Origin of the sequence: Paenibacillus sp. FSL R7-0048, from assembly GCF_038004505.1 — a bacterium.
Classification (GTDB): Bacteria; Bacillota; Bacilli; order Paenibacillales; family Paenibacillaceae; genus Paenibacillus_AQ; species Paenibacillus_AQ odorifer.
Map to the genome: position 1 here is coordinate 3,962,997 of NZ_JBBORF010000001.1, position 13,505 is coordinate 3,976,501.

Sequence of the window (13,505 nt, forward strand, 5' to 3'; positions counted from 1 at the left end):
TCCCCTATACTGGCTAAATCATTCGACTGTTTATTCCTAATTTCATAAAAAAAGGACTGCTCCCAGAGTATTTACCATACTCCCAGGTGCAATCCCTTATTAACCCATTACAGAATTCGTTAAACTTTATCTGGTTATATCATCGTAGATATCCATGTACTGCTGAGCGGATACATTCCAGCTATAATCTCCCGCGAAAGCATTTTTTGTGATCTTTTTCCAATGTTCAGGCTGCTTGTAAAAAGAAAGCGCCCGGCGCAGCGTAAACATCATATCGTGTGCATTATAATTGCTGAACGTAAAGCCATTGCCTTCACCGGTTTCTTCATTATAAGCGTGCACAGTATCATTTAGGCCACCTGTCTCACGGACAACGGGTATGCTACCATACCGTAAAGCGAGCAGCTGGCTGATGCCACAGGGCTCAAACTTAGACGGCATAAGGAAGATATCGCTGGCAGCATATATTTTTCGTGAGAGTGCATCATTAAATAATATCTGTGAAGACAGCTTGGTCGGATACCGCCATGCCGCTTCCTTGAACCAACGCTCGTAGGATTCATCACCTGTTCCAAGCAGCACAAATTGAATATCCTCGTGATATAGCAGCTCATCCAGCACTCGGGTAAGCAGATCTAAACCTTTGGAGTCCACGAGACGCGTGACCATGGCTACCATTGGGATATTAGCATCCACAGGTAATCCCAGCTCTTCCTGCAAGGCTACTTTGTTCTCCGTCTTCTTGGTCAAATTAGAACGATAACGGGTAACAAGGCTCGAATCTGTCGCTGGATTATAACTTTTAGTATCAATGCCATTCACAATCCCACTTAAAACATCTGACCGTGCGTTCAACAAACCATCCAGGCCGTAACCATAATAAGGTGTGCGAATTTCTTCTGAATAAGTCGGACTGACGGTCGTGACCCGATCACTGAATACAATCCCGCCTTTTAAGAAATTCACATTACCATAGTACTCCACACTACCAAAATAGCTGCTATCCAGACCTAACAGCTCTCCAAGTACCTCATAAGGAAACACTCCCTGATACAACAGGTTATGTATTGTAAATACACTCCGCATTTCACTGTAAAATGGATTGTGGCGATAATGCCCCTGTAGCAGCATTGGAATTACGGCCGCGTGCCAATCATGGCAATGCAGTACATCAGGCTGGAAATCAATGGCTGGCAGACACTCCAGCACTGCACGATTATAGAACGCAAACCGTTCACCATCGTCCATATAACCATAAATTCCATCACGGCCAAAATAATACTCGTTGTCGATAAAATAAACGGGGATACCCTCATAGATAATGCGTTCAATTCCACAGTATTGTTTTCGCCAGCCAATTGGAACATACACTTCCGTTAAATGCTCCATTTGAGCGGTGAACTTGTCAGGAATCCCACGATATTTAGGCAAAATCACTCGTACATCTACCCCGGCAGCCTTCAGCGCTTTAGGTAATGCTCCAATGACATCGGCCAAACCACCCGTTTTGACAAAAGGATGGGCTTCAGCTGCGGCAAATAAAACCTTCATGATTATTTCCCCCTTAAACTGTACGGATTCTCTATTCGTACTTAGATCTATAACTCTTTTGCCTCTTTATTCTTACCCATTCGTGACGTTTTTTTAAACACCAGGAAGCTAAGGGGCGGAAGAGTCAGCTCTATGCTGTTCACCTGATTGTGCCATTCCAGCTTAACGCTCTTTTGAGGGACATTGTGCAATCCGGAGCCACCATACTCTTCATTTTCTGAGCTAAAGAGCTCTTCATAAGTCCCGGCCCGTGGCACGCCTATACGATAATTGTGCCGTTCTACCGGTTGAAAATTGATGACTATAAGCAGCGTATCTCCTGGTTTCTTCCCTCGGCGTATATACGAAATCACACTTTGATCATTGTCATCCGCATCAATCCACTGATAACCCTCTTGAGAATGATCCAGCTCCCACAACGCTTTTTCGGAGCGATACAGTTTATTAAGTGCAGCCGTGTAGGCAAGCATACGACGATGGCTCTCATAATCCAACAGCAGCCAGTCCAGCTGCTCCTGATCCTTCCACTCGATAAACTGACCGAATTCCCCACCCATAAACAGAAGCTTTTTACCGGGATGAGAGATCTGATATCCCAGCAGCTGCCTGAGACCTGCGAACTTTTGTTCATAAGCACCCGGCATTTTGTCTAACAAAGACTTCTTGCCGTGAACAACCTCATCATGCGATAGCGGCAATGCGTAATTTTCGGCATAAGCATAACATATTGGGAACGTAAGTAAATTATGATGATAAGGGCGCCCACCAAAATCATGTTCTATGTAGCCTAGCGTATCATTCATCCAACCCATATTCCATTTGTAATTGAAGCCAAGGCCCCCTTCATGCACTGGTGCAGTAACCCCCGGCCAAGCACTGGACTCCTCAGCCATCATCAATGCTTTTGGGAAATAATGAAAGATAGCCTTGTTCAGATTCTGGATAAATTTGATGGCCTCCAGATTCTCCAATCCACCATTAACATTCCGCCGATATTGATGATCCCGCTTTTCGAAATCTAATCGAAGCATACTCGTAACCGCATCTACACGCATTCCGTCGATATGATAATACTCGAACCAAAACAGCGCATTAGAAATAAGAAATGAAGAAATCTCCGGCTTACTGAAATCAAACGAAAGTGTCCCCCAGCCTGGTTTTTCAGCTAACATTGGATCGGCATATTCATAAAGTGGCGCTCCATCAAACATACGTAATCCGTGTGCGTCTTTGGCAAAGTGAGCTGGAACCCAATCTAAAATCACACCGATACCTGCCTGATGCAGCTGATCGATCAAATACATTAACTCATGGGGTTCGCCATAACGGCTGGTTGCCGCAAAATACCCCGTCCCTTGATAACCCCAGGATAGATCATATGGATGTTCTGCCAACGGCATAAATTCCACGTGTGTATAGTTCATCTCCACCAAATAAGGAATTAACAGCTCGCTCATTTCCCGGTAGGTGTAGAACTCTCCATCCTCTTTTTGACGCCAGGTACCGAAGTGCATTTCATAAATGTTCATTGGTTGTTGATATGGAGCTTTGCTTTTCCGACGCCATGCTGCATCTCCCCAGCGGTAGCCATCCAGTTCTGTTACTACCGAAGCCGTTGCCGGTCGAACCTCAGCTTTAAAAGCAAAAGGATCCGCTTTAAGGAAACTTGATCCATCTGAGGCAAGAATCCTGTATTTGTAAAAAGTTCCCGGCTCTATTCCCGGAAAAAAACGACTCCAAAATCCTGAATCGGGTATCTTATATAACGAGTCCACGCCCTGTGTTCCGTCCCAATCATTATGATCACCAGCTAGTCCTACATATGTCGCATGAGGAGCCCACACGGTAAAGCGCACACCGGTAACGCCTTCTTCAGCGGCAGTGTGTGCACCCAGCATAGAATAGCTACGATAATTGGTGCCCTCATGGAACAGATAGATATCAGCAGCTGACGGAAGGGTCTCGATTTTTGCTTTTTCAGCCAATTCTACACCACCTTTTTCAATGTGCTTGTACCTATTACCTTACCCGAATATTACCATTTTGAAAATGTTTTGATGTTAAAAGAAAAGATTTTCTGATAAAGAAATATTAATTGTAATTTTTCTGTTTACAAAGCAATATATTTCACCTATGTCGTTTCAAGCGCTTGTCGTAAGTTTATATTACAAGCATTGACAAAATAATGGGAGGGATAACAAATGAACAACAAAAAAGATTGTATCGCCATGTTATTGGCAGGAGGGGAAGGCCGCAGATTGGCTCCCTTGACTTCCAGTATGGCTAAGCCTGCAGTCCCTTTCGGTGGACAGTATAAAATTATTGATTTCCCGCTAAGTAACTGTGTAAATTCGAACATTGATACAGTAGGTGTTCTGACACAATACGAAGCTGACTCTTTGCATAATCATATCGGTGAAGGTGAGCCTTGGGGCTTAGTTAGTCAAAAGGATAAAGGTGTCACACTGCTTCCTTCAGGTGTTGAAGGCAGAGACAGTTATACAGGGACTGCTGATGCGATTTATAAAAACATTGACTTTATTGATAGCCGCAACCCAGAACATGTGCTCATTCTATCCGGTGACCATATTTACCATATGAATTACCGTAAGATGCTGAATTATCATATTGAAAAAGGAGCAAAAGCAACCATCTCCGTAATGGAGGTTCCTTGGGATGAGGCTAGTCGTTTTGGAGTAATGAACGTAAACGATGATCTGAAAATTTCCGAATTCGCGGAAAAACCTAAAGTACCAAAAAGTAATCTTGCTTCAATGGGTATCTACCTGTTCGAGTGGGCTTATCTGAAGGAGCACTTGTTGCGGGATGCAGCTAATCCTAATTCCAGCCATGACTTTGGTAAAGACGTAATTCCTACCATGCTGGATCAGAACGATGATTTATTCGCTTACCGTTTCAAGGGTTACTGGAGAGATGTAGGTACAGTCGGCAGTCTCTGGGAAGCACATATGGACCTTCTGCAAAAAGACAATGGCATGAAGTTAGACAAGACTCATTGGCCTATGTATAGTCGGGTTCGCCGGACTAAGCTTGCAGTTCATAAACCACGTGTACAGAACCCAGCAATGGACTCTCTCGTGAATGAATCCTGCTCCCAAGAAGGTAGTCTACAACGTTCTGTAGTCTTTAATGGGGTAGAAATCGGTAAGATGAGCCAGATCAAACAAAGTGTTATTATGCCTGGAGTTCGCATTGGCCGTGGAGTGCTGATTGAGAATGCCATTATTGGTGAAGGGGCAATCATTAAGGATGGAGCAGTCATCAAGGGAAGCATAAATAATATCGTTGTCGTTGGACCACATGAGACTGTGGCTGCCAAGCCGGCGGTCCGAAACCAACCTTCCCGTCTGTTTCAGGATGTGTATGAGAAGACAGGACGTTTGCGTGAAGTTCTTCCTTCATAACAACCATTATATAGAAAAATACTTTATATAAAAAGGGGCTGTTGTCCTGGTCGATCATGACCAGAGCAACAGCCCCTTCGGTTGTAAAGAATTAGTGATTTTATGAATTACGGCTAGCCGTCCATTCTCTGTCTAATATGCTCATTTCCACACAATCTACATATTGCTCACCGAATAAAGCAGACTCACGTTGAACACCATCCCGCTTAAAGCCAACAGCTTCATAAGCTTTCAGGGCAGCCGTATTGAAATCGAAAGCACCCAGAGACAGACGATGCAGGTCCAGACCTTCAAATCCGATTCGAAGCATCTCTTGCATCATCCGTTTACCAATGCCTTTACCTTGAAACTCAGGATCTACTACTACCCTGCCGATACGTGCAGAACGATTAACCCGGTCAATGGCTGAAAAGCTAATATGGCCCACTACCTGCTGCGTAGCTTCTTGAATTGCACAGAAGATAAGACGATCGGATAAGCCTGGATGATTAGCATCCTTTAAGTATTTAACAAGCTGCTCATCCTCTAAAGGATAAGTTAGCGAAGGTCCTGCCCACTGCTTCAGATACTCTGGAGAAACACTCCAGCGCTTTAAGTGTTCAAAATCAGATTCTGATATAAATCTGAGAATCAGACGGTCTGACTCAGCACCTTCCTCAAAATGTTCATATAAGTTCACTAAACGACCATTTCCCATATCGTTAGTGCCCATGTAGTGAAAACCCATGCTCTGATAATAACGATTGAGCTTAATGTTATGTGCCACAGTGTCAAACCTAAGGCTCTTACAGCCTAGATCTTTGGCTAGAACTACTGCATATTTAAGCATTTGCTGTCCAAGTCCTCGGCCGCGGTGGGAGTCTTTCACAGCCAATCGGTGCAAATAAGCGTAGGACTCATCATTTTTACTGCCCCAGTACTGTGGATCACTGAATTGCAACGTGAACATGCCAACTACAGCCCCATCGTCAAGGGCTAAATAAACATGTCTGTCAGCAAAATATCCTGCTATATCGGTCTCGGTAAATTGTCCGGGTGTCCATTGCTTAATTCCATTAAGCTCCATCCACCCCGCCGCTTCTTGCAGTAGCCTCAAGATGTCGCTAACCCGATCTGGCTCTCCACGAACTATACGGATCGAATTCTTCGTTACCCCCATCTCACGTTAGGCCTCCCAATCATCTAATTCAGGAAAGGTAGCTGTCACTTGAGTTACCTCTTCTGTGATAACTTCCGGCTGTGGTTCTGTAAGAGGCAAGATGACGGTAACTTCCGTTCCTTTTCCAAGCTCACTTACCATATCAAGTGTCCCATTATGAAGTTCTACAAGTTGCTGTGAAATCGCTAACCCCAAGCCTGTTCCTCCATTAAGTGCATCCACTTGAAAGAAACGGTCCTTCACTCTGGATATATGTGCTTCACTAATCCCTATCCCGCTGTCTCGTACCATAATCGCTGTTTCTGTAGCAGACAGTCTCTTTGCTGACAGTTCAATACTGGAATCTTCATGTGAGAACTTCACTGCATTGTCTACCAAGTTTAAGAATACCTGTTTTAGCCGATTGGCATCCCCTTTAACAAAGATCGCATCTTCACATTCCAGCAACAGATGTATTCGTTTCTTTTCCGCTTTAGCCCAAACATTCAGTATCGTCTCTTGCAGCAGTACCTTTACATCTACAACCCCAATCGACAGCTTCATCTGGTTCTGCTGCAGCTTAGAAAAGTCGAGAATTTCTTCCACCAGCCCAATCAGACGTTCACTTTCTTTGGAAATGATGCTGACTCCAAGTTTTGTCTCCTCCGGATCATACCCGCCGGATACCAAGGTTTCACTCCAGCCCTTGATACTTGTAAGAGGTGTCCGCAGCTCGTGAGAAATGGATGAGATAAAATCATCCTTAATCTGATTACTGCGTACAATTTCCTGAGCCATATAATTCAGCGTTGAAGCCAAATCACCAATCTCAAATTTATAGTCTCCCTTAATCCGTACGTTGAATCTCCCCTTCGCCATCTGAGCTGAAACTGCCGTTATATTATTCAGCGGCTTCACAATCGAGTTGGCCAGTCCGAAGCTAAACCCAACAACTACAGCCATAACAGCTGCAGCAATAGCAGTGGACAATAAAGTTAGATTAAGCAAATCATTATTGATTTCTTCTAGTGAAGTAATATACCTTAGGACATACTTATCCTGTCCATGAATCTGCAGCATTTTGGAAACCGCCATTACGCTCTCATTCGTGCCTGCCTGACGCCCTACCCAGCGTCCAACGCTGCCGCCAACGGCTTCTGGTACATCACTGGTCGTAATGGTCCGATCCGGCTGAAAGCCAGTGGAACTAGTGATGATATCCCCATTTAGCGATAAGATTTCCAGCTCCGTCTTGCTCAATGAGAACCTCTCCAGTACTTCTTGTAGCAGATAGATGCTATTATCGCTGGGTATCATGTTCTTTTGAAAAAACGACTCTGAAACAGAAATGTGATTTTTAATCTTGCTGTATACACTGTCATAATAATATGTTCTGATGGCCAGCAGGAAGATAACTTCTACGAGGAGAAGCGCCAAAAAAACTACAAGAATGTAGTGCAGAACAATCTGTCTGCGCATCCCCTTCTTAATCATTGTCCTTGGCCTTTCCATCTATATCCGTGCCCCCATACAGTCTGCAAAAATTCCGGCTCCGAAGGATTGTTCTCAATCTTCTGGCGTAAGCGCCGGATATTTACATCTACAATTTTGGGATCACCCATATACTCCTTGCCCCACACATGATCCAACAGAAGATCGCGGCTAAGTGGAGTGTTTTCTTTTTCAAGAAAGAATTGAATCAGAGAGAACTCCGTGGGCGTCAGTTCAATGGCTACATTATCACGTTTGAATTGTTTGGTAATAAGATCCAAGCTGAAAGGCCCCGAATGAAAAGAAACCTTGGCCGACTGTTCACGATGCACATTTACACGGCGCAGCAAAGATTGAATACGCGCAATTAGCTCCGTTGGGCTAAATGGCTTACTAACATGATCATCTGCACCTACGGACAAAGCGTAAACTTTATCCTGCTCCTGAACCTTGGCGGTAAGAAAAATAATTCCCAAGCGTTCATTAGTCTCCCTAATCCGTCTACAAACTTCAAATCCATCAATGCCGGGAACCATAACATCCAATAACGCAATATCAATATCAGGTATAGTGGTTAATTTATGCAATGCTTCATTCCCGTCAGCAGCCTCCAGCACTTCGAAACCATTACGCTTCAAATTAATGACTATGAAACTGCGAATGGACTCTTCATCTTCCAATATCAGAACTTTACTCATCTATTCCCTTCCTTTCAATAGGGGAGGCAATCTTATTGCTTCCTTCTTTAGTTGTACTTTGTTCTAGCTCACCACGGTAGCCGATGACTTTATCTAAATCCCGTCCAAGCAGCTCCCAGCCTTCATTCTTAGCCTTATCCCATTCCGAAGGAGAAAAGAAGGAAACCTCAGCAAAAGTCTCTCCGGTATCAGTCATGATGAACTTAAGGTTTTTATCCAGAACAGATTTCGTATCAATACTTACCTTTCCATGCAGCTCTGGATCAAAATTAATAGTAAAGCGATCCGATGGATCACGATATAGCTGGACTGCAAAGGTTAGGCCATCTTTTCCATCCCATTTATAATAGGAGGTGAAATAAGGAATATCTGCGGGGTCGAAATACTCCCATCCTTTTGGCGCTTCAAGCAATCCAACTTCAATAATGCCATCATGATCGATATCTTCGCTTGCAATCAGACGATCTTTGTAAGTCCTCGTATCACCTGGCAAAACCACGCGCAGCTTGTTATGCTCCATAAGAACCATTAAGCTGTAGGCGGATTGGAAATCCACCGAAGCGTCTAATACGATTCCTTCTTTATCCTTAGCAATCTTTCCTGCGACAATATTGTAATAATTAGAAAAATACGGATCGATATCCTCGATCTTATCGAGCACCTTAAAGCCATCATTGTACTGATAGATCGAAATGGTTGCAAATTCATTTCTTTTAAAATAAACAACGGTGATGTCTTCAATTCCATCCTTGTTAAGATCATCAAGCATATATTTGGTGTAAGGAAGTGAAAGCACTTCTTCCAATGATCCGCTGGAATAGCTATACACGACGAGGCCTTTTTCTTCCCCGCGTGAATAACCTGTAATGATATTCAGCTTCCCGTCACCTGTCATATCTTTCAGATCGACGGACTCCAGCATAGTTCCATCCCCATCAAAAACAAGCTTTTTGACCCAGGCATCTCCTTGCTTCTCTAAGATCATCCCGTGAATCTCTACAGCTTCGCTTGGCGTTCTATAGAACACCAACGACTCCATAATTCCATCGTTATTGAGATCCTCTGTGAAAATTGAGCTCTCATCATTAACCGGGCGGATCAACTCCGTACCCGCTGGAATATGTGAATTTATAGCAGCCATAAGTGTTGCTTTGTCAGCAGACAGCTGCGGAGCTTTCATCTTCGAAACGGGATCACTGATGAAAGTACAACCCGAAAGTACGGATAACGACAGTGTTGCAGCTGCCAGGCACCTAAGACTTTTTATACTCAACCTCATCACTCTTTTCCTTATCCGTGTCCGAACTTTACAAATTTGCGCGTTCCTGAGACGTTAATCTACGTCCCTTTATATCATGCTTAATTCGTCCATCTTCTAGTACCCATATACGTGAAGCGAAACGTTCAGCCAGTTCAATAGGCAGCACCGTCACTACGGTAAGACCCGTCTCTTTACACAGTCTGCGCAAAGTTTCCAATACACTTTCTGCGGATTTGGGGTCCAGACCCGTAACCGGTTCATCCGCTAGAATTACTTTGGCACCATGAGTTAATGCTCTAGCAATCGCTACACGCTGACGTTCTCCACCGCTTAGCTGGCTAGTCTTCATCTTCGCTTTGTCTAGAAGTCCAAGGGCATCTAATTCATCCATCGCACCCATATAATCATCTGAACGAACCATCCCTGTAACCATACGCCACATTGGCGTCTGTGCGGACTGGCCGATCAGCACGTTTTTCAGCGCTGTGCGGTTAGGATTGAGCTCTGCATTCTGCTCCAGGTAAGCCCACTCCCGTCGAATTTTTCTTTTTCCGGAAAAGGCACTCGCCATAATATCCGTACCGTCCACTCTAAAATTCCCTCTGTCCCACTTCTCTCGCAGCGCTAAACAGCGTAATAAAGTGGTCTTACCGCTCCCACTCGCTCCAAGTATGGCTACGAGCTCACCCGGCTCTAATTGAAATCCTATATCCTGCAGGACCGGATTTTTGTCTTCCCCAACTGCCTTGGCTAAGTGTTCAACTGTGATCATAGTTCAGCCTCTCCCTGTCTTCATCTATAATCTATAGTGTACTCTGAATGTGAGTTCAATTTCCATGCGAGCACTCGTTCTTATCTTACCTCAATTTCTAGGTTGTGGCGAGAATAATAACCCCAGCAAGCCGAACACGATATATAAACCACCCATCAGGGCGAAAATACCGCCGCTTAAGCCCACTTGCAGCAACAAACCACCAATGCCGGGGCCGATAATACTGCCAATACTAAAATGGAAAGAAGCAACCACATTAGCAGCAGGCAGTAGATGTCGTGGCAAAATATCCGCGGCCAGACTTAGCCCTAATGAGAAAAAGGAGCCCACTAATCCTCCTGCGATCATCAGAAGTACCATTGTCAGCGTAAAATGATCACCTGCCAGCGGCAACATCGCAAAGGCGATCCCGCCTCCGATCCCGGCAATAATCAGTACCCGCTTGCGGCCAAACCGGTCGCTCCACAGACCTAATGGAAACTGCAGAAGCAGTCCTCCAATCCCCGCAAAAGGCAATAACGCTGCAATTTGATCTGTGCTGTAACCGATACGCAGACCATATACCGGAAAGCTGCTATTTAAGCTGGCTTCCATAAAGCCATATAAAAGGGCTGGAATTAAAGCGAACCAGGCTAAGCTGTAACAACGACCGAAACGGCGAACCTGGCTTTCACCACTCTCCGCTTTATCTGGCCGGGAATCCGGCAGAATTGTAGTCACAAGGATTAAGACTAACAAAAATAGAAATGCGAGAACAATAAAAGGCACGGCCTGTCCATAACGCAGCAGACTTATCCCAAGTGGTCCTAAGCTAAAACCCAGACCATAGGACATGCCATATAGTGAAAGATTACGCCCGCGATGCTCGGCAGGTGTCATAAGCAGAACCCAAAGCTGGGCCCCGTAATTAATCGCAGCATCGCCCACACCCACAAGCAGACGCAATACAAACCATACCTTGATCCCTGTAAAAAAGGGAAACATGAGCAAGCTTACTAAGACTAAACTAATCCCACCAGCTATCAATTTTTTAAATCCAACCGCTCCAAGAACACGTTCAGCAATCAAGGTCATCCCAAATGATCCTATGTATAGTGCAGCAGCATTCAATCCGTTCAGTGACGAGGAGACTCCTTTTTGCTCCAAAAGAATGGATAGAATAGGCAGCAACAGCCCTTGGCTAAGCCCTGCGGCTATAGTAGCGGTAATAAGAATCATGAAAGTCATTTTGCTATTACTTCGTATAGATACTTTAAGCCGGTCTGACACGGATGATATCCCCCTATAATAAAAACAATGATGTGATCTAACGCCAATTGGCAAACACCGAACATTATAGTGGACAACCCTCTTCAAAACAAGAGATAATATGAGAAGTTACGGATTTCTGGGGGTGCATGTTACATGGATTACGAATTAAAAATCGACGTATCGCCGGTTTATGAACTGTTGGACAGTTTTATGATATATGTAACCAGAAAATGGATCTCCAATTTAGACCTCGGTCCCCACTGGGTTAGTGATGTGGAAGATCGCATTACTCCTCATAAAGTAACAGCTCTCATGCAAGCTGCCGAGTGGCCATTTACAGATTATGATGTGTTATATGCTTGGGTTTACAGCCGGGGGCCCGCAACATCAGTGCTGCATTTCCTGGATGATCTGGATTCAGCTTCTATAGAAGAGTGTTATCAGCAGATCGCACCGTTAATTCATGATTTCACCATAGATGAAGCTTCCCGGATCAAGAGCAGCTATAGTCCGCTTCTTAGACTCTGGTATGAGCAATATTTTCGTCATGTAGAACACAAGATTTTACCGTTATTAATTGAAGATGCCTCTGAGAAAAAAATGCTGGAAAGCAAAATGGACCCTATTTCTTTAATTGAATATGCATCCGGTGGTGTAGTTTTCGAGGATATACGGGATCTTAAGACTATAGTATTATTGCCTACCGTTCATAATCGACCAATTAACACCTACTGCTTCTACAAAACTATGGTGATTGTACAGTATCCTGTAGATGTGCCATTGGAAGATGAAAATGAACCACCGATGGTGCTATTGCGCATGACCAAGGCACTGTCAGATCCAACCAGACTCCGATTGCTTCGGTATGTCGCCCATGAACCCAAATCTCTATGGGAGATGCAGTCCGATCTAAATCAATCCAGAGAAATGCTTATGCATCACCTAATGATCCTACGCGTAGCCGGTTTACTCCGTATCCATCTTCGCGGGGAACAAGACGAGCGCTTCAGTATCCGTCCAGACGGCGCTTCTGAGCTTCAAATGTTTCTAGAATCTTATATTCACCTATAGAACACTATACAGATACAGATCCAAGGAGTGAGAGATATGAAATACACAACTCAACAAGTAATTTTCGATCTAGATGATACGCTGGTTCATTGCAACAAATATTTCGATTTAATTTTAGGGCAATATTTCGAGCTCATGACTGATTGGTTTAATGAATTTGGTCCAAGCACCAGTGAATTACGCAGCAAGCAAATAGAAATTGATGTTGATACCGTCAACACAAGTGGCCTGGCCAGCGACAACTTTCCCAAATCCTTAATCGCCACCTACCGTTATTTCTGCGCCAAATATAACCGTCCGACAGATCGCTTTCAAGAGCAGCAATTACACAAGCTCGGCCTAAGCGTCTATGACCAAGAAATTGAAGCTTACCCTGGCATGGTTGAAACACTCGATACGCTGAAGCAAGAGGGTCACCATTTATTCTTGTATACTGGCGGGGACGACACCATTCAGCAACGTAAAATTGAACAAATGAAGCTGGATGCTTATTTTGACGATCGTATCTATATTCGGAAGCATAAAAATGTTGAGGCGCTTGAAAATATTTTGGCTACCCAAAGCTTTGACCGCAAACGTACCTGGATGATTGGCAACTCGTTACGTACAGATGTACTTCCCGCAGTTACCGCAGGCATCAACAGTATTTACCTGAAGCAGCAAAATGAATGGAGCTATAACCTTATCGAGCTGGAGCAAGAGATGCAGCAAGCCGTGATGACTATTTCGTCCATCCACGAGGTGCCCCCTGTCATTCGCTCAGCCGCTAAATTCAAAAACTAATAACTAGCTACAACGTTACGTAGCATTGTTACAAATGACATATCTTCACTACCTACTGGATGAT

11 protein-coding genes are annotated in these 13,505 nt (G+C 44.2%); 3 read left to right on the forward strand and 8 right to left on the reverse strand.

Annotated features, from left to right (window positions below; translation table 11 throughout):
• Positions 1-126: 126 nt before the first annotated feature.
• Positions 127-1,551, reverse strand: a complete 1,425-nt coding sequence (glgA, locus tag NSQ91_RS17710) for a glycogen synthase GlgA (protein WP_076130043.1) — start codon at positions 1,549-1,551, stop codon at positions 127-129.
• 47 nt (positions 1,552-1,598) lie between these two features.
• The gene (glgB, locus tag NSQ91_RS17715; RefSeq protein WP_076304107.1) at positions 1,599-3,536 is read right to left on the reverse strand and encodes a 1,4-alpha-glucan branching protein GlgB; all 1,938 of its coding nucleotides are present in this window, start codon (positions 3,534-3,536) and stop codon (positions 1,599-1,601) included.
• 216 nt (positions 3,537-3,752) lie between these two features.
• Here glgB and NSQ91_RS17720 point away from each other — a divergent pair, with 216 nt between their 5' ends.
• The gene (locus NSQ91_RS17720) at positions 3,753-4,976 is read left to right on the forward strand and encodes a glucose-1-phosphate adenylyltransferase (RefSeq protein WP_076304106.1); all 1,224 of its coding nucleotides are present in this window, start codon (positions 3,753-3,755) and stop codon (positions 4,974-4,976) included.
• Between the two features lie 100 nt (positions 4,977-5,076).
• On the opposite strand, the gene NSQ91_RS17725 is transcribed toward NSQ91_RS17720, so the two are convergent.
• The 6 genes from NSQ91_RS17725 to NSQ91_RS17750 all read right to left on the reverse strand — a co-directional run bounded on the left by NSQ91_RS17725 (position 5,077) and on the right by NSQ91_RS17750 (position 11,563).
• Positions 5,077-6,135: a GNAT family N-acetyltransferase gene (locus NSQ91_RS17725; RefSeq protein WP_081391829.1), complete on the reverse strand. Its 1,059-nt coding sequence runs from the start codon at positions 6,133-6,135 to the stop codon at positions 5,077-5,079.
• Between the two features lie 6 nt (positions 6,136-6,141).
• Positions 6,142-7,608, reverse strand: coding sequence for a HAMP domain-containing sensor histidine kinase (locus NSQ91_RS17730; protein WP_175618929.1), 1,467 nt, complete (start codon positions 7,606-7,608; stop codon positions 6,142-6,144).
• Positions 7,605-8,303 (reverse strand): response regulator transcription factor, encoded by a 699-nt coding sequence (locus NSQ91_RS17735; RefSeq protein ID WP_036687642.1) that lies wholly within the window; start codon positions 8,301-8,303, stop codon positions 7,605-7,607. Before NSQ91_RS17735 ends, NSQ91_RS17730 begins: the two co-directional genes overlap by 4 nt.
• Complete coding sequence (locus NSQ91_RS17740) at positions 8,296-9,576, reverse strand: hypothetical protein (protein WP_254847685.1); 1,281 nt, start codon at positions 9,574-9,576, stop codon at positions 8,296-8,298. The genes NSQ91_RS17735 and NSQ91_RS17740 overlap by 8 nt, the downstream gene beginning before the upstream one ends.
• A 34-nt stretch (positions 9,577-9,610) precedes the next feature.
• Positions 9,611-10,336: a phosphonate ABC transporter ATP-binding protein gene (locus NSQ91_RS17745; protein ID WP_036687647.1), complete on the reverse strand. Its 726-nt coding sequence runs from the start codon at positions 10,334-10,336 to the stop codon at positions 9,611-9,613.
• 90 nt (positions 10,337-10,426) lie between these two features.
• Entirely contained in the window at positions 10,427-11,563 is a 1,137-nt protein-coding gene (locus tag NSQ91_RS17750) for an MFS transporter (RefSeq protein WP_341004285.1), read from the reverse strand.
• A gap of 177 nt (positions 11,564-11,740) precedes the next feature.
• On the opposite strand from NSQ91_RS17750, the gene NSQ91_RS17755 reads away from it, so the two are divergent.
• Both NSQ91_RS17755 and NSQ91_RS17760 read left to right on the forward strand, forming a co-directional pair.
• Positions 11,741-12,658, forward strand: coding sequence for an ArsR/SmtB family transcription factor (locus NSQ91_RS17755; RefSeq protein ID WP_036687649.1), 918 nt, complete (start codon positions 11,741-11,743; stop codon positions 12,656-12,658).
• Positions 12,659-12,694: 36 nt separating this feature from the next.
• Positions 12,695-13,441 (forward strand): HAD family hydrolase, encoded by a 747-nt coding sequence (locus NSQ91_RS17760; RefSeq protein ID WP_076098782.1) that lies wholly within the window; start codon positions 12,695-12,697, stop codon positions 13,439-13,441.
• Positions 13,442-13,505 lie beyond the last annotated feature (64 nt).